Raw genomic sequence first — 17,525 nt, forward strand, 5'->3', positions numbered from 1 at the left:
GGCCCGGACGGCGCGGGCACGTGCCCGGGCGCACCCGGCATCGGGGCGGCGGCCGACGGCGCGGCGGCGAGGCGTGCGGCCTCGGCCTCCGACATGACGGCCGGGCGGCTCTGCGCGGGCACGAACATCGGCTTGGGGCCGAACTCGGGCTGCACGGGGCCCGTCTGGTAGGCCGCGCCCGGCGCGGTCGGAGCGGTCGGCAGCGGGTGCGGGGGCACGGGTGCCGGCTCGGGCATGCGCGCGCTCGGCGGGACGGGCGCCTGCCCGACAGGGCCGCCCGGCACGGCGCTCTGCGACGGGATCGGCGAGTACACCGCCTGCGCCGGCGCTGCGGGGGCGGGCGGACCGACCTGCGGGCCCATCGCGCGGTACGGCGGGAGCGGCCGGGTGGGCTCCCCTGCGGGTGGGCGGTAGGACTCGCTCACGTCATTGCCTCCACATGGTCACCGTGTGCCGCACGGCACCCTCACGCGGGCGCCGGGCGGCACCTGGTCGGTTCATCGGCGGCGGGGCCGCCCGACTTGAGCGCTCCGTGCCGTCTCACGCGACGACGCGCAGGATCTCCTCGATCGACGTCAGGCCGAGGGCGACCTTCTGCCAGCCGTCCTCGCGCAGCGTGAGCATCCCCTGCTGCACGGCCGTCGCGTTGATCTCGGCGGACGAGGAGTGGGCGACCGCGTGCCGTTCGATCTCCTCGGTCACGCGCATGACCTCGTGGAGCGCGAGCCGGCCCTTGTATCCGGTCTTGGAGCACGCGACGCAGCCGACCGGGCGCATGAGCTCGGGCAGCGGCTCGCTGGGGAGCCACGGGAACCGTGCCGCCTCGAGCTCGCCCGCCGTCGGCACGTACGGCTCCTTGCACTTGCCGCAGAGCTTGCGCGCGAGGCGCTGCGCGACGACGCAGTCCAGCGCGGAGCCGACGAGAAACGGCTCGATGCCCATCTCCGTCAGACGCGTGATGGCCGACGGCGCGTCGTTGGTGTGCAGCGTCGACAGCACGAGGTGACCGGTGAGGGCCGCCTCGATCGCGATCTGCGCGGTCTCGTGGTCGCGGATCTCACCAAGCAGCACGACGTCGGGGTCCGAACGCAGGATCGAGCGCAGCGCCGAGGCGAACGTCAGGCCCGCCTTCGGGTTGACCTGCACCTGGTTGATGCCGCCCAGACGGTACTCGACCGGGTCCTCGACCGTGATGACGTTGATCTCCGGCTTCGACACCGCGTTGAGCGTCGCGTACAGCGTCGTCGACTTGCCGGACCCCGTCGGGCCGGTGACGAGGATCATCCCGTACGGCTTGGTGTACGACTCCTGGTACGTCGCGTAGTTGTGCTCGAGGAACGACAGGTCGCGCAGGTCGAGGCTTGCCGTCGAGTTGTCGAGGACTCGCATGACGATCTTCTCGCCCCACACCGTCGGCAGCGTCGCGACGCGGAGGTCGATCTTGCGGCCGTTGTGCACCACCGACATGCGGCCGTCCTGCGGCTTGCGCTTCTCCGCGATGTCGATGTCGCTCATGATCTTCACGCGGCTGATGACGCCGCCCTGGATCTGCTTGGGCGAGCGCTGGACCTCGTGCAGCACGCCGTCGATCCGGTACCGCACCCGCAGGTCGTGCTCGGTGGGCTCGATGTGGATGTCGGAGGCACGGTCGGTGATCCCCTGCGTCACCAGCAGGTTGACGTAGCGGACGATCGGCGCGTCGTCGTCGACGAAGTCGCCCATCTTCGACAGGTCCGCCTCGGGTGCGGCGACCTCCTCCTCGAACGCCGACGAGAGGTCCTCCATCTCGTCGTCCGCGCGGCAGAAGCGGTCGATCGCGCGCGTGAGGTTGTCGTACGTGGCGATCACGGGGACCACGGGCATGCCCGCCATGGTGCGGACGTCGTCGACCGCCATGACGTTGCCGGGGTCGGCGGTCGCGAGCACGATCGCACCGTTCTCGATCGCGATCGGCAGCACCACGTAGCGGCGGCACAGCGTCCCGGGGACGAGGGACACGGCGGCGCGGTCGACGGGGTGCTCGTCGAGGTCGACGTACTGCATGCCGACCTGCGAGGCGAGGGCCTTGACGAGCTGGCCCTCGGTCAGGACACCGAGCTCGACGAGCGTCCGGCCGAGGGACTGGCCGCGGGTCATGGTCTCGTCCAGCGCGGCGAGGAGCTGCGCCTCCGTGACCAGGCCCTCGTCGAGCAGGATCTCGCCCAGCTGCTTCACGCGCGCACCTCCCGGTCAGGCCTGCCTCGCGCAGGACCTCTGACCGTCCATCGGCACGCCCGGGCCCGGTCCTGAGGAGTCGTGGCGACTGTGACAGACCGTCGCAGGTCGCCGTCCACCGGACGACCGTGCGCAGGACCGCCGGGCACCTGCTCGTCAGGCGGGAGGAGCGGCCTCCAGGCGCTCCTCGAGCGCGCGCGCCATCGCGTCGACCGGGCCGGGACGCCCCGTCATGAGCCGCACCTGCTCGACCGCCTGGTGCAGCAGCATCCGCTCCCCCGGCACCGCGACGCCTCCCGACCGCGCCCACGCGACCGACAGCGCCGTGGGGCGCGGGTCGTAGGCGGCGTCGAGCAGCACGCCCGCGACGGACGCGCCCTCGAGAGCGGCGGCGACCGGGTCGGCGGCGCGCGGCGGCAGCGTCGACACGACCGCGTCGGCACGGCCGAGCGCGGCGGCGGCCTCGTCGAGGGGACGGAACACGGGCTCGACGCCCATGCGGTGGGCGGCGCGCATGAGCCCGCCCGCCCGCGCGAGGGCGCGGACGTAGACGACCGGGGCGGTGCACCCGAGCTCGGCGAGCGCGGCGAGCGTCGACGCCGCCGTCGCACCGGCACCGAGGACGGCGGCCGACCCGACCTTCTCCCCCGCGCCCAGTCCCTCGCCGAGCGCCGTGACGAGCCCGTACACGTCCGTGTTGGCGCCGACGAGCGTCCGGGCGGACCCCGAGCCCTGGAGCAGCACGGTGTTGACCGCGCCCACGACCTGCGCGAGCGGCTCGACGTGGTCGAGCAACGGGATGACGGTCTGCTTGAGCGGCATCGTCAGGCTGAGGCCGGCCCACGTCGCGTCCAGCCCCGCGACGAACGCGGGCAGCTGCTCCTCCGTGACGTCGAACGCGTCGTACGCCCACCCGTCCAGCCCGAGCGCCGCGTATGCGGCCCGGTGCAGCGCGGGCGACAGCGAGTGCCCGACCGGGTGCCCCAGGACCGCCGCGCGCCGCAGCGGTCCGTCACTCACTCCCGTGCTCCTCCAGCCACGCGTTGAGCTGCGCGATGTTGGCCTGGTGCTCCGCGAAGTCGTCGGTGAACAGCGTCTCGCCGGTCTCCGGGTTGACCGTCACCCAGAAGATCCACGGACCGTCAGCCGGGTGCAGCACCGCGTCGATCGACACCTCGCCGGGCGACGCGATCGGGCCCGGCGGCAGGCCGATGCGCACGTAGGTCGAGTACGCGTTGTTCGGGTCGTTGTTCTCCGCGGGCGTGGGTGCGCGGACGACACCCAGCCCGTAGGAGGTGGTCGCGTCCACCTGGAGGCGCATCTGCCGGTCGAGGCGGTTCTGGATCCCGCGGGCGACCTTGGCGCGGTCGTCCGGCAGCTTGCCCTCGCGCTCGACGATGGACGCCTTCGTGAGGAGCTCCTGGCGCTGCTCGACCGGCACGGCCCTCTCGTCGAGCTCGGCGACCATCTTGGCGACCATCATCTGCAGCACGCTGGCCGCGGTCGCGTCCGGCGGGAGGTCGTACGTCGTCGGGAACAGCCAGCCCTCGACCTTCCCGCCGGCCTCGGCGGGCAGGCCGATCGCGGCGGGGTCGGCCGCCGCGGCACGCAGCTGGTCGACGCTGACGTTGGGGAGCTTCTCGTTGATCTTGGTGTAGATCTGCTCCGCGTTGAGCCCCTCGGGGATCGTGATGCGGAAGCTCGCCCGGCTCGCCGGGTCGAGCAGGGCGGCGATGGCCGAGGCCGCGGGCAGCTCCATCCGGAGCTTGTACGTCCCGGGCTGGATGCTGCCGGCGTTCGGCTCGAGCGCCCACGCCTTGTTGAACGCCTTGACGCTCGCGACGACCTTGGCGTCGACGAGCTTCTGGCCGATCACGGCACCGGAGTCGCCCGACGCGATCGTCACCTCGGTCGAGCCGACGCCCGGGCCCGGGTAGTCCTCGATCGCCTGCTCCTGGCCGCTGCCCTGGAACAGGCCGCCCATCAGCTCGGACACGACGTAGACGGCACCCGCGACGAGCACGAGCGCGACGACCAGCACGGAGAACGACCGGCGGCGCCGCCGCTTGCGCTCGCGCTCAGCCTTCGCCTTGCCGCGCTGCCGCGTCCGGCGCGACTCCGACGGCTGCTGCCGCGCGGCGGGGTCACCGCCGAACAGCTCGGCCGCCTGGTCGCCGCGTTCCACGGGCGCCCACCACTCGGTCTGGCTGTTGCTCACGTACGCGTCACTCCACCGTCGCTCGTCCGTCGCCCACAGGCCCCCCGTGCGCCGTGCGGCCGTGCTGGGATCGTTCGTCATCGACCGGTTCCCCGGGACGACGCCCCGTCGCACGTTCCGCGTCCAACGCGTACTGCAGGATCACCACCGCGGCCGCCTGGTCGACGACCTGCCGCTGGCGGCGCCCGGATCGGCCGGACGCCTGCAGCGCCTGATGTGCGGTCACCGTGCTCATCCGCTCATCGACCAGACGCACCGGGACGGGTGCGACAGCCTGCGCCAACCCCACAGCGTACGCGCGCGCAGCGGCCGATGCGGCACCTTCGGCACCCGAGAGGTGTCGGGGATGTCCGACATACACGACGGCTGCACCACGTTCCTGCACCTCGTGCACGATGCGCGCGACGTCGGTCGGGGTCCGGCGCTCCTTGCGACCGGGCACGTCGCGCGCGAGCGTGTCGACGGGCGTGGCGATCAGGCCGTCCGGGTCGCTGGCCGCCAGGCCGACGCGCACCGACCCGACGTCCACCGCGAGGCGAGGCCCCCGGGGGACGCCGGTGTCGGCGCTCATCAGGCCCGCAGCCCGTCGACGACCGACGCGAGGGCGTCGCCGAGGCGCGCCGCGTCGGTCCCGCCACCCTGCGCGAGGTCGTCCTTGCCGCCACCGCCGCCGCCGAGCACGCCCGACGCGGTCCGCACGAGCGCACCGGCCCGCACACCCACGGCCCGCGCCGCGGCGTTCGTCGCGACGACGACGACCGGACGGCCCTTCGCGACCGCGCCGACCGCGACGACGGCGGGCGCCGACTCGCCGAGGCGCGAGCGGACGTCGAGCACGAGCGTGCGGACGTCGTCGGCCGAGGCGTCCCCGGCGTCGTACGCGACGACGCGCGTGCCGTCGACGGTCTGCGCGGCGTCCGCGATGGACCCGGCGGCCGCGAGGACCTGCGCCTGGCGCAGCGTCGCGAGCTCCTTCTCGGAGTCCTTGAGCTTGCCGAGCAGCGCCGAGACGCGCTCGGTCAGCTCGTCGGGGCGGGCCCCGAGCAGGCCCGAGAGCTGCCCGACGAGCGCGCGCTCCTTCGCCTGGTAGCCGTACGCGCCCGCGCCGACGAGCGCGTCGACGCGCCGCACGCCCGAGCCGATCGCCGACTCCGAGAGCAGCGTGACGAGGCCGAGCTCGCCGGACCGCTTCACGTGCGTGCCCGCGCACAGCTCGAGCGACCAGCCGTCGCCGATGTTCACGACGCGCACCTCGTTGCCGTACTTCTCGCCGAACAGCGCCATCGCGCCGCGGCCGCGCGCCTCGTCGATCGGCATGACCGAGTCGGTGACCTCGAGGTCGTCCTGCAGGCGCTCGTTGACGCGCGCCTCGACCTCCGCGACCACCTCGGACGGCGTCGCGGACGGCGAGCGGAAGTCGAACCGCAGCCGGCTCGGCGCGTTGAGCGACCCCGCCTGCGTCGCGCCCTCGCCGATCGACTCGTGCAGCGCCTTGTGGACGAGGTGCGTCGCGGTGTGGGCGCGCGCGATCGCCCGGCGGCGCGCGAGGTCGATCCGCGCGGTCCCGGTCTCGCCGAACGCGACGGTGCCGTCGACCAGCCGGCCGTGGTGCACCGACAGGCCCTTGACCGGCGCCTGGACGTCGTCGACCTCGATGCGCGCACCGCCGTCGAGCACGATCACGCCCGTGTCGGCCTGCTGGCCGCCCGCCTCGGCGTAGAACGGCGTCACGTCGAGCACGACCTCGACGTCCGCGGGCGCGGTCGCGGCGGGCGCGGGCACGCCGTCGACGAGCAGCCCGACGACCTTCGCGCGCGCCTCGGCGTCGGTGTACCCGACGAACTGGACGGGCTTGGCCGCGTGCTCGCTGAGCGTCGAGTGCAGCTCCTGGTACGCCGCCGTGTCCGCACGGCCCGCGCGCTTGGCGAGCGCGTCGGCGCGCGCCCGCTCGCGCTGCGCCTGCATGAGCGTGCGGAACGCGGTCTCGTCGACCGCGACGCCCTGCTCGGCCGCCATCTCGAGCGTGAGGTCGATCGGGAAGCCGTACGTGTCATGCAGCTGGAAGGCCTGGTCGCCCGACAGGACCGTCGCGCCCGCGCCCTTCGCGGCCTGCACCGCGGTGTCGAGGATCGTCGTGCCCGCCGCGAGCGTGCGCCGGAACGTCTCCTCCTCCGCGTACGCGACCTGCGCGATCCGGTCGAAGTCGCGCGCGAGGTCCGGGTACGACGCGCTCATCGCGTCGCGGCTCATCGGCAGCAGCACGGGCAGCGCGGGGTCGTCGACGCCGAGCAGGCGCATCGCACGGATCGAGCGGCGCAGCAGACGGCGCAGCACGTAGCCGCGGCCCTCGTTCGACGGCGTCACGCCGTCGCCCATGAGCATGAGACCCGAGCGCACGTGGTCGGCCACGACGCGCATGCGGACGTCGTCGTCGTGGTTCGCGCCGTACCGGCGGCCCGACATCTCGACGGCACCGTCGATGACGGGACGGACCTCGTCGATCTCGTACATGTTGTTGACGCCCTGCAGCAGGTACGCGACGCGCTCGAGCCCCATGCCGGTGTCGATGTTCTTCTGCTTGAGGTCGCCCAGGATCGGGAAGTCCTCCTTGCCGCCCCCGTCGCCCCGCTCGTACTGCATGAACACGAGGTTCCAGATCTCGACGTAGCGGTCCTCGTCGACGACCGGGCCGCCCTCGGCACCGAACTCCGGGCCGCGGTCGACGTAGATCTCCGAGCACGGTCCCGCCGGGCCGCGCGCACCCGTCGACCAGAAGTTGTCCTTCATGCCGCGACGCTGGATCCGCTCGTCGGGCAGACCCGCGATCCGCTTCCAGAGCGCCGCCGCCTCGTCGTCGTCGTGGAAGACCGTGACCCAGATCTTCTCCGGGTCGAACCCGTACCCGCCGTCCGCCTGCGACCCGGTGACGAGCTCCCACGCGTAGGTGATCGCCCCCTCCTTGAAGTAGTCGCCGAAGGAGAAGTTGCCGTTCATCTGGAAGAACGTGCCGTGGCGGGTGGTCTTGCCGACCTCCTCGATGTCGAGGGTCCGCACGCACTTCTGCACGCTCGTCGCGCGCGGCCACGGCGGCGTCTGCTCACCGAGCATGTACGGGATGAACGGCACCATGCCCGCGATGACGAACAGCGTCGACGGGTCGGGCGAGATCAGGGGCGCGGACGGCACCACGGCGTGGCCTCGGCCCTCGAAGTAGTCGAGCCAACGCTGGCGGATCTCGGCGGTGCGCATGGTGTCCTCGTGAGTCGCGTCGTGCCCGTCCCGGGCGGGACGGAGTGGTGGGTGCAGCGCCCGGGGCGCCGCGCGTGTTCCCGCTGCCGGGAACCAGTGTGCGTCAGAAGAAGGCGTAGCCGTCGTCGTCGTCCGGGTCGTCGGTCGGGCCCTCGGCCCAGCGCTTGCGCACGGCCTCCTGCGACGCCGCGCCGCGTGCCGCGGTGCCGCGCGACGACCACGCCTCGCGCAGGGCCTCGACGCGCTCGGGGCGCTCGGCGCGCAGCCGCTCGACGTCCACGTCCCCGACGAGGTCCTGACGCAGCTGCGCCTCGCGCTCGGCGAGGCCGGCCGCGAACTCCCGGCGCGCCGTGGCCCAGGCGCCGCGGACGCGGCTCACGCCGTCCACGACCTCCGTCGCCCCGGCCGGCACGTACGCGTCGACGAGCCGCTTGCCCTGCCGCAGGACGACCACGGTCACGACGACGCCGACGCCGACCCAGACCAGCCGGCGCATCAGCGGCCCTTGCGGGCGCCCGCGGACAGCCCCGCGAGCGCACGCCGCACGCCGTAGGAGAAGGCCGCGGCCTTGATCATCGGCCCGCCGACGGTCGCGGCGAACAGCGACGTCAGCGCGGAGACGTTCTCGGAGACCTGGGCCGCGGCGGTCGTCACCGTGTCGATGTGCTCGAGCTGCACGTTCGACGACGCCACGAGCGTGGCCGTCTCGTCGAGCACGGGCACCGTGTGGTCCGTGAGCTCCTTGATCGACGCGGTCGCACCGTCGAAGGTCCGCCCGAGCTTCACGAGCGGCACCGCGAGGAACGCGACGAGACCCACGAACGCGGCGGCCGCGATGAGCCCCGCGACGTCACCAGCCGACATGCCACCCCTCCCAGTCCGGGGCCCCGACGACCCCGCGGAAACCCTACCCACGAACGTGCCCGGCACCGGCACCGTGACGCGCCTCGCGCGTCCGCGCCCTCGTGCGACGTGCGCATCCCCGCGCCGGGCGTGCCCGGGAGACGCGAACGCCCCGCGTGCGCGGTGCGCGCAGCGGGGCGTTCGGCGTGACGTGGGTCAGCGCGCGTAGTACTCGACGACGAGCTGGACCTCGCAGGTCACCGGGACCTCGGCGCGCTTGGGGGCGCGGACGAGGACGGCGCTCAGCTTCTCGAGCTGGACGTCGAGGTAGCCCGGGACGGCCGGCAGGACGTCGCGGTGCGCACCGGCGGCGGCGACCTGGAACGGCGTCGTGGCCTGGCTCTTCGGCTTGACCTGGAGGGTCTGGCCCGGCTTCACGCGGAACGACGGGCGGTCGACGATCTTGCCGTCCACGAGGATGTGGCGGTGCACCACGACCTGGCGGGCCTGCAGGATCGTGCGGGCGAAGCCCGAGCGCAGGACGAGCGCGTCGAGACGCGTCTCGAGGTTCTCGACGAGGGCCTCACCGGTCAGGCCCGGGGCCTTGCGGGCGTCCTCGTAGGCGCGGGCGAGCTGCTTCTCGCGCAGCGCGTACTGGGCGCGCAGACGCTGCTTCTCGCGCAGACGCACCGCGTAGTCCGACTCGGTGCGGCGACGGGCGCGGCCGTGCTCACCGGGCGGGTAGGGGCGCTTCTCGAAGTGCTTGACGGCCTTCGGCGTGAGGGCCAGGCCGAGGGCGCGGCTCAGGCGGACCTGGCGGCGCGAACGGGTCACACTGCTCACAGAGATACTTCCTGTCGTCGTCTCGATCACACCCGCGAGCGGAAGGTCTTCCGGCGGGGTGGGGCCGACCTGTGGTGGTCACGCGGGGTGACCGGCGGCTGAGGCCCCAGGATGGTCACCGTCCGGATGGCGCGGAGCAGGTCCGCGTCAGCACTGCCCGGTGACGAGCCTGACAAGACTACCGGTACGCCGGTGTGCTGCCCAAATCCGCGGCGTCCGCGCCAGGTCACGCCTCGTCGAGGATCGCGCGGATGCGGTCGAGCCGCTCCGTCACCTGCCGCTCGAACCCGCGGTCCGTCGGGCGGTAGTACCGCGACCCCTCGAGCTCCTCGGGCAGGTACCGCTGCGCGGCGACGCCGTGCGGCTCGTCGTGCGAGTACACGTACCCCTTGCCGTGCCCGAGGCCCTTGGCTCCCGCGTAGTGCGCGTCGCGCAGGTGCGGCGGGACCGACCCGATGCGCCCCGCGCGCACGTCGGCGAGCGCAGCGTTGATGCCGTTGTAGGACGCGTTCGACTTGGGCGCGGTCGCGACGTGCACGACGGCCTCCGCCAGGATGATGCGCCCCTCGGGCATGCCGATCATCTGGACGGCCTGCGCGGCGGCGACGGCAGTCTGCAGGGCGCTCGGGTCGGCCATGCCGACGTCCTCCGCGGCGGCGATGACGATGCGCCGGGCGATGAACCGGGGGTCCTCCCCCGCGGCGACCATGCGGGCGAGGTAGTGCAGGGCGGCGTCGACGTCGGAGCCGCGCATCGACTTGATGAACGCGGAGATGACGTCGTAGTGCTGGTCGCCGTCGCGGTCGTAGCGGACGGCCGCGGTGTCGATGGCACGCTCGACGGTCGCGAGGTCGACGAGGACGGGGCCGTCGTCCTCGTCCGGCACCGTGCCCGACAGCGCGGCGCCGGCGGCGGCCTCGAGGATCGTGAGGGCCTTGCGGGCGTCGCCGCCGGCGAGGCGCAGCAGGTGCTCCTCGGCGTCCTCCGCGAGCGTCACGGCCCCGTCGAGGCCGCGCTCGTCGTCGACGGCCCGGCGCACGAGGCGCCGCACGTCCTCGGTGCTCAGCGGCTGGAGGGTGAGCAGCAGCGAGCGGGACAGCAGCGGGGAGTTGACCGAGAACGACGGGTTCTCGGTCGTCGCGGCGACGAGCGTGACCCAGCGGTTCTCGACGCTGGGCAGCAGCGCGTCCTGCTGGGCCTTGGTGAAGCGGTGGACCTCGTCGATGAACAGGACGGTCTCGCCGCCGTCGGTCGCCAGGCGGCGGCGCGCGTCGTCGATCACGGCGCGGACGTCCTTGACGCCCGCGGTCACGGCGGACAGCTCGACGAAGCGACGGCCCGACGTGGTCGCGACGAGGTAGGCAAGCGTCGTCTTGCCGGTCCCCGGCGGGCCCCACAGCACCACCGACGACGGGGCAGCGCGGCGGGCGGCGTCGTTCGCGGGCTCGACCAGCCGGCGCAGCGGCGAGCCCGCGACGAGGAGGTGCTCCTGCCCGGCGACCTCGTCGAGCGTGCGCGGCCGCATCCGCACGGCGAGGGGCGCACCCGGCGCGACGGCGGGCACACCCGCGGCGGTCGCCGTCGCGGTGTCGAACAGGTCCATGCGGGCAGGGTACGCACGCGCGCCGACGTCACCCGAACCGTGCGTGCGGCACCCCGGCTCCACCTGCGACGATGACCCGCGTGTTCGCCCGTCTCGGCCGCGCCGTCGCCCACCACCCGCGCCTGACCGTCGTCGTCTGGCTGGTCCTGGCCGTCGCGGGGTACGCGCTCGCGGTGCTGGGCGTGCACGGGGAGAACCTGTTCGACCGCCTGTCGACGGGCGCGCCGAGCGTGCCGGGGTCGGAGAGCGTCGCGGGGCAGGACATCCTCGACGAGGCGTCGACCACGGGCCCGTCGGTCACGCTCGCGCTGAGCGGGGTCGACCCCGCGGACCCGGCGGTCGCCGAGGCGTTCGCGCCGCTGCGGGAGGACCTGGCGGGGATCGACGGCGTGGCGAGCGTGATCGACCCCCTCGCGTTGCCCGGCGGCGCGGAGAACCCCGCGGCGGCGCCGCTGGTCGCGCGCGACGGCGACGGCTTCCTCGTCGTCGTGGAGCTCGCGCCCGACCTCACCGGGGAGGAGGAGGCGACCGCGCACGACGAAGCCGTCGAGGCGCTCCGGGCCGTCCCGCGCGAGCTCGCGGACGTCGCGCCCGACGCGAGCGGCATGGTCGGCAGCACGACGCTCATCGTCCGGGCCATCACGGAGCAGGTGGAGACCGACCTGCGCACCGGCGAGGCGATCGCGCTTCCCGTCGCGCTGCTCGTCATGGTCCTCGTGTTCGGCGGCTTCCTCGCGGCCGGGCTGCCCATGGCCGGCGCCGTCGCGTCGATCGCCGGCGGCCTCGCGTCGCTGCTCGCGTTCTCGTACGTGCTCGACCTGGACTCGTCGGTCGTCAACGTCGTCACCGTGCTCGGGCTCGGCCTGTCCATCGACTACGGCCTGCTCATCGTGTCGCGGTTCCGGGAGGAGCTGCACCACCTCGTCGACGACGACGGCGGCGAGGGCAGCCGGCGGCGGCGCGGCGACGGTGCCGTGCTGGTCGCGGTCGAGCGGACGATGTCGACCGCGGGGCGCACCGTGACGTTCTCGGCGCTCATCGTCGCGATCGCGATCTCGGGCCTCCTGGTGTTCCGTCCGCCGATCCTGCGCGCGTTCGGCGCGGCCGGCGTCACCGTCGTCCTCGTCTCGGTGCTCACCGCCCTCACGCTCGTCCCGGCCCTGCTCACGCTCCTCGGCCGGCGGATCGTGCGGCCGAGCGTCCTGTCCCGGATCCCGGGGCTGCGCGGCGTCCTGCGGCGCACTGCGGACGTCGAGACCGAGGACGGCGCCTTCTCGCGGCTCGCCGGGCGCGTCCAGCGGCACCCGTGGTGGGTCATGCTCGGCTCGCTCGCCCTGCTCGGCCTGCTCGCCCTCCCCCTCGCCCGCATCGAGCTGCGCAACTCCACGACCGAGCTGCTGCCCATCGGCTCCGCGCAGCGCGAGTACGTCCAGACGCTGCGCGAGAGCTACCCGGCCGCGACGACGCCGGCCATCACCGTGGTCGCGGAGTCGACCCTCGAGCAGGCCGCGACCTGGGCCGGGGAGCTCGCCGACCTCGACGGCGTCGCGAGCGTCGACCCGCCGACGACCGTGGGCTCCTACGTCGTCGTCGGTGTGCGGCCCGACACCGACGACCCGGGCGACGCGACATCGCGCCAGGTCGTGGAGGAGATCCGGGACCTCGACCCCGGCTTCCCGACGTGGGTCACGGGCCAGGCCGCGGGCCAGATCGACTTCACCGCCGCCGTCGCGGAGCGCGCGCTCGTCGCCGCGGGCGTCGTCGCCGTCGCGACCCTCCTGCTGCTCTTCCTCATGACGGGGTCCGTCGTGGTGCCGGTCAAGGCGCTGCTCACCAACACGCTGTCGCTCGCCGCGTCGCTCGGCGTGCTCGTGTGGGTGTTCCAGGACGGCCACCTCACCGGCGTGCTCGACTTCGTGCCGACCGGCGGGATCGAGACGTACGTCGTCGCGCTCGTCGTCGCGTTCGCCTTCGGCCTCGCGATGGACTACGAGGTGTTCCTGCTCTCGCGCATCAAGGAGCTCGTCGACGAGGGGCGCACCAACGACGAGGCGGTGCGGCTCGGCCTGCAGCGGTCCGGACGGATCATCACGTCCGCCGCGGCGATCGTCATCGTGGTGTTCGCGGGGTTCGTCGCGGGCAAGCTGCTCGTCATCAAGGAGGTCGGCTTCGCGCTCGCGATCGCCGTGCTCGTCGACGCGACGCTCGTCCGGCTGTTCCTCGTCCCGGCGACGATGACGGTCCTCGGCCGCGCGAACTGGTGGGCGCCGCGGTTCCTGCGCCGCGTGCACGAGCAGCTCCCGCTGCACCACTGAGCCACGGCCGGACCGGAGATCAGCGCGGTCTCGACGGCCGGAGCGGTCCTCGCGGTCGGTCGGCCTCGCCCGGGCCGTCAGGGCGCCGGTCGGTCCGCGCCGCGCGGCCCGAACGACGCGCACTGGAGCTCGGTCCGGAAGCCCAGACGCTCGTAGACGCGGCGCGCGCTGTCGTTGTCCGCGTACATCCCGAGCGAGACGAACGCGCACCCGGCCGCGAGCCCCTCGGCGAGGACGGTCGACGTGAGGGCCGTGCCGATACCGGCGCCGCGCGCGTCCGGTCGCACGCCCAGCCCGTGCAGGTGCCACGACTGCGCCCGGTCGGGCCCGCCGCCGCGCAGCGACGCGCCGACGACGCCGACCAGACCGCCCCTCCCCCGCATGCCCCACCAGCCAGCCTCGCCCGCGTGCGTCGGGTCAGCGGACGTCCCCGGGTTGGCGACCGCGAGGCACGCGCGGATCGCGGCCGCATCGGCGAGCGGGTCGAGCGGCACGACCCGCGGGTCGGGCACCCACGTGGCCGGGACGGTGTCGGCGGCGAGCCAGTCCCACGTCGAGAACGGCGCAAGCCGCAGTGCGGCGAGGACGGACGGCGACGGGGTCGTCCCGCGCGGGACGGTCAGCCAGCGCGCCCGGTCGACGAACCCGGCACGGGCCAGGAGCGACCCGGAGGCGGGCGTCGCGGCCTCTGCGTCGAGCAGTGCGCCGACCCGCCGGACGTCACCGAGCCCGAACAGGCTCGGGCCCGCGTCCGAGGACGCCGCGAGCAGCACGCCCTCGTCGTCGCCGACGACGTGCGCGTCGTCCCAGCGGCCGTCGCCGCCCAGGAGCGCGCGGTGCGCGCGCCACCGGGCGGGCAGCCGCGTGAGCAGCGCGCTCACTCCTCCGTCGGGGCCGTCTTCGGCTTGGGCTTCGCGTCGACGCCCGCCTCGCGCCGCTGCTCGGGCGTGATCGGCGCGGGCGCGGCGGTGAGCGGGTCGTAGCCGCCACCTGACTTCGGGAACGCGATGACCTCACGGATCGACTCGCTGCCGGTGAGCAGCGCCACGATCCGGTCCCAGCCGAACGCGATCCCGCCGTGCGGCGGCGCACCGAACTGGAAGGCGTCGAGCAGGAAGCCGAACTTCTCCTGCGCCTCCTCCTGCCCGATGCCCATGACCTCGAACACGCGCTCCTGCACGTCGCGACGGTGGATACGGATCGAGCCGCCGCCGATCTCGTTGCCGTTGCAGACGATGTCGTACGCGTACGCGAGCGCCTGGCCCGGGTCCTGCTCGAACCGGTCGAGCCACTCGGGGGTGGGCGACGTGAACGCGTGGTGCACGGCCGTCCAGGCGCCCCCGCCCACGGCCACGTCGTCGTCCTCGCCCGTCGGCTTGAACAGCGGGGCGTCGACGACCCAGACGAGCTCCCAGGCCTTCTCGTCGATCAGGCCGCCGCGGCGGCCGATCTCGAGGCGGGCGGCACCGAGCAGCGCGCGGGCCTCGGACGGCTTGCCCGCGGCGAAGAAGATCGCGTCGCCGGGTGACGCACCGGTCGCGGCCACCAGGCCGGCCCGCTCGTCGTCGGTGATGTTCTTCGCGACCGGGCCGCCGAGCTCCCCGTCCTCGCCGACCGTGACGTACGCGAGACCCTTGGCGCCGCGCTGCTTGGCCCACTCCTGCCAGGCGTCGAAGCCGCGACGGGGCGTGCTCGCGCCGCCCGGCTGCACGACCGCGCCGACGTACGGCGCCTGGAACACGCGGAACGGGGTGTTCGTGAAGTACTCGGTGAGCTCGACGAGCTCGAGGCCGAAGCGCAGGTCCGGCTTGTCCGAGCCGTAGCGGGCCATCGCGTCGGCGAACGTCATGCGGCGGATCGGCGTGGGGAGCTCGACGTCGATCAGGCGCCACAGCGCGACGAGGATCTGCTCCGCGAGCGCGATGACGTCGTCCTGCTCGACGAAGCTCATCTCGACGTCGAGCTGCGTGAACTCGGGCTGCCGGTCGGCACGGAAGTCCTCGTCGCGGTAGCAGCGGGCGATCTGGTAGTACCGCTCGAGCCCGGCGACCATGAGCAGCTGCTTGAAGAGCTGCGGCGACTGCGGCAGCGCGTACCAGGACCCGGGCGCGAGCCGCGCGGGCACGAGGAAGTCACGGGCACCCTCGGGGGTCGAGCGCGTGAGGGTCGGCGTCTCGACCTCGACGAAGCCCTGCGCGTCGAGGACCGCGCGGGCGGCCTGGTTGACCTTCGCGCGCAGGCGGATCGCGCGCGACGGCGCGGGGCGGCGCAGGTCGAGGTAGCGATGCTTGAGACGCGCCTCCTCACCGACCTGCTCGTCGAGCGACGACGACACCTGGAACGGCAGCGGCGCGGCCTCGTTGAGGACGACCACGTCGTGCGCGACGAGCTCGATCTCCCCGGTCGCGAGCTGCGGGTTCTCGTTGCCCTCGGGGCGACGGCCGACCTCGCCGGTGACCTGCAGGACGTACTCCGCGCGCAGACCGTGCGCGACCGCCTCGTCGCGGATGACGACCTGGGCGATGCCGGAGGCGTCCCGGAGGTCGACGAACGCCACGCCGCCGTGATCGCGACGCCGGTCCACCCAGCCCGTGAGGGTGACGGTGGTGCCGACGTGCTCGGCTCGCAGCGAGCCGGCGTGGTGGGTGCGGAGCACGGGTGTTCCTTCGCTCGACGACGGGTGGGAGCGCCGGACGGGCGCCCGCTCGATCCTAGTGGGCGCCGCCCGTGCCGCGGCCCGGCATTGCCGGCGCCCGCGGACGCCGACCGGCCCGCCGACGGCCGGGGCGCCCGCGCGCGAGGGCGGATGTGGGCCGTCGCGCTCAGAAGAGCGTCGGCTGGGCGACCCCAGGGACGGCGACCTCGGGCGTGACGCGAGGCAGCGAGCCGACGGGGTACGCGCCGTCGCGCATCGCGGCGCGGCCCGCACGGTGACCCGACGGGTCGCCGAAGCCGTGCCGCACGAGCAGCGGTGCCACGCGGTCGCGCAGCCACCGGCCGTACCCGTCGGGCGTGTACGCACCCGCCCCGTACAGCTCGTCGTACCGCTGGACGAGCTCGGGGCGATACCGGGCCAGCCACGCCATGAAGAGCGGCTTGACCGAGCCGCGCAGGTGCAGCGGCAGGATCGTGACACCGGACGCGCCGGCGTCCGCGAGCGCGGCCAGGAGCGCGTCGAGGTGCTCCACCGAGTCGGTGAGCCACGGCAGGACCGGCGCGACGATGACCCCGCACGGCAGGCCCGCCTCGCGGACTGCGCGGATCAGCTCGAGGCGCGCCCGCGGGGTCGGGGTCCCCGGCTCGAGCTCGGCCTGGAGCTCCTCGTCGAGCACCGCGAGCGAGACGCCGATCCCCACCTGCACGTGGCGCGCGGCGTCGGCGAGCAGGGGCAGGTCGCGGCGCAGCAGCGTGCCCTTGGTGAGCACCGAGAGCGGCGTGCCGTGGTGGACGAGCGCGTCGACGATGCCGGGCATGAACCGGTAGCGGCCCTCGACCCGCTGGTACGGGTCGGTGTTCGTGCCCATCGCGACGTGCTCGCGCCGCCAGGACGGTCGCGCGAGCTCGGCGCGCAGCACGTCGACGACGTTCGTCTTGACGACGATCTGCGTCTCGAAGTCCCGGCCCGCGCCGAGGTCGAGGTACTCGTGGGTGGGGCGGGCGAAGCAGTACGTGCACGCGTGCAGGCATCCGCGCACGGGGTTGACGGTCCACCGGAACGGCATCTGCGACGCGGCGGGCACCTTGTTGAGCGCGCTCCGGCACAGGACCTCGTGGAACGTCACGCCCGCGAATTCGGGCGTGCGGACGGTGCGGACGAGGTTGGCCAGCGCGAGGCCGGGCAGCGCGGACGCGTCCTCCGTCGGTGCCACCCGCTGCCCGTCCCATCGCACGAGGTCAGTCGAACACGTGTTCGATCCCACGTCAACCGGCGCGAGGTCGACGGCAGGGGTTCGCGCGGCACGGCGTGTCCGACGGGGATCGCGCGCACACCCGCGCGGCGCGCACCAGGCCGCACCTCGCGCAGCGTCATGTCTGTACCGGAAAAGCCCGGTTCGCCCCTTGACCGCGCCTCCAGTCGCTCGGAAGACTTCCTGCGGAGCGCCATGGAAGCGCTCTCAGACCTTCGCCGCTCCCGAGCGCCGTCCTGATCGAGAGTCCGGGCGCGGACGCGCATGCCGGTCGGCACGGTGACACGAGTCACCGCCTCCCGACCGACCCGCACCCCGCCTCCCGGCACCGA

13 protein-coding genes and 1 pseudogene are annotated in these 17,525 nt (G+C 73.9%); 1 reads left to right on the forward strand and 13 read right to left on the reverse strand.

Annotation, left to right across the window (positions count from 1 at the left end):
• From CTKZ_RS15780 to CTKZ_RS15825, 10 genes and pseudogenes are all read right to left on the reverse strand, one after another.
• A pseudogene (locus CTKZ_RS15780) lies at positions 1-425 on the reverse strand (type IV pili twitching motility protein PilT); the annotation flags it as partial.
• A 115-nt stretch (positions 426-540) separates the two neighbouring features.
• On the reverse strand, positions 541-2,214 hold the full coding sequence (locus CTKZ_RS15785) for a GspE/PulE family protein (RefSeq protein ID WP_124343840.1): 1,674 nt from the start codon (positions 2,212-2,214) through the stop codon (positions 541-543).
• A gap of 156 nt (positions 2,215-2,370) precedes the next feature.
• Positions 2,371-3,234: a shikimate dehydrogenase gene (locus tag CTKZ_RS15790; RefSeq protein ID WP_124343841.1), complete on the reverse strand. Its 864-nt coding sequence runs from the start codon at positions 3,232-3,234 to the stop codon at positions 2,371-2,373.
• On the reverse strand, positions 3,227-4,432 hold the full coding sequence (gene mltG / locus CTKZ_RS15795) for an endolytic transglycosylase MltG (protein WP_235843514.1): 1,206 nt from the start codon (positions 4,430-4,432) through the stop codon (positions 3,227-3,229). Before mltG ends, CTKZ_RS15790 begins: the two co-directional genes overlap by 8 nt.
• 7 nt (positions 4,433-4,439) lie before the next feature.
• Positions 4,440-5,003 carry a Holliday junction resolvase RuvX gene (gene ruvX, locus CTKZ_RS15800; protein ID WP_124343843.1) on the reverse strand — a complete coding sequence of 188 codons (564 nt, stop codon included), beginning with the start codon at positions 5,001-5,003 and terminating at the stop codon, positions 4,440-4,442.
• Positions 5,003-7,681, reverse strand: a complete 2,679-nt coding sequence (alaS, locus tag CTKZ_RS15805) for an alanine--tRNA ligase (protein WP_124343844.1) — start codon at positions 7,679-7,681, stop codon at positions 5,003-5,005. The genes ruvX and alaS overlap by 1 nt, the downstream gene beginning before the upstream one ends.
• A gap of 103 nt (positions 7,682-7,784) precedes the next feature.
• Positions 7,785-8,177 (reverse strand): hypothetical protein, encoded by a 393-nt coding sequence (locus tag CTKZ_RS15810; protein WP_124343845.1) that lies wholly within the window; start codon positions 8,175-8,177, stop codon positions 7,785-7,787.
• Positions 8,177-8,545 (reverse strand): DUF948 domain-containing protein, encoded by a 369-nt coding sequence (locus CTKZ_RS15815; RefSeq protein WP_124343846.1) that lies wholly within the window; start codon positions 8,543-8,545, stop codon positions 8,177-8,179. Before CTKZ_RS15815 ends, CTKZ_RS15810 begins: the two co-directional genes overlap by 1 nt.
• Positions 8,546-8,740: 195 nt before the next feature.
• Positions 8,741-9,367 (reverse strand): 30S ribosomal protein S4, encoded by a 627-nt coding sequence (rpsD, locus tag CTKZ_RS15820; RefSeq protein WP_013771170.1) that lies wholly within the window; start codon positions 9,365-9,367, stop codon positions 8,741-8,743.
• 226 nt (positions 9,368-9,593) lie between these two features.
• Positions 9,594-10,970 carry a replication-associated recombination protein A gene (locus CTKZ_RS15825; protein ID WP_124343847.1) on the reverse strand — a complete coding sequence of 459 codons (1,377 nt, stop codon included), beginning with the start codon at positions 10,968-10,970 and terminating at the stop codon, positions 9,594-9,596.
• Positions 10,971-11,041: 71 nt separating this feature from the next.
• Here CTKZ_RS15825 and CTKZ_RS15830 point away from each other — a divergent pair, with 71 nt between their 5' ends.
• On the forward strand, positions 11,042-13,285 hold the full coding sequence (locus tag CTKZ_RS15830; protein ID WP_124343848.1) for an MMPL family transporter: 2,244 nt from the start codon (positions 11,042-11,044) through the stop codon (positions 13,283-13,285).
• A 77-nt stretch (positions 13,286-13,362) separates the two neighbouring features.
• On the opposite strand, the gene CTKZ_RS15835 is transcribed toward CTKZ_RS15830, so the two are convergent.
• From CTKZ_RS15835 to CTKZ_RS15845, 3 genes are all read right to left on the reverse strand, one after another.
• The gene (locus tag CTKZ_RS15835; protein WP_124343849.1) at positions 13,363-14,166 is read right to left on the reverse strand and encodes a GNAT family N-acetyltransferase; all 804 of its coding nucleotides are present in this window, start codon (positions 14,164-14,166) and stop codon (positions 13,363-13,365) included.
• Positions 14,163-15,941, reverse strand: a complete 1,779-nt coding sequence (gene aspS / locus CTKZ_RS15840) for an aspartate--tRNA ligase (RefSeq protein WP_124343850.1) — start codon at positions 15,939-15,941, stop codon at positions 14,163-14,165. The genes CTKZ_RS15835 and aspS overlap by 4 nt, the downstream gene beginning before the upstream one ends.
• Positions 15,942-16,107: 166 nt before the next feature.
• Complete coding sequence (locus tag CTKZ_RS15845) at positions 16,108-17,175, reverse strand: Rv2578c family radical SAM protein (RefSeq protein ID WP_124343851.1); 1,068 nt, start codon at positions 17,173-17,175, stop codon at positions 16,108-16,110.
• Between the last annotated feature and the right edge of the window lie 350 nt (positions 17,176-17,525).

Source organism: Cellulomonas algicola (genome assembly GCF_003851725.1).
Taxonomy (GTDB): domain Bacteria; phylum Actinomycetota; class Actinomycetes; order Actinomycetales; family Cellulomonadaceae; genus Cellulomonas; species Cellulomonas algicola.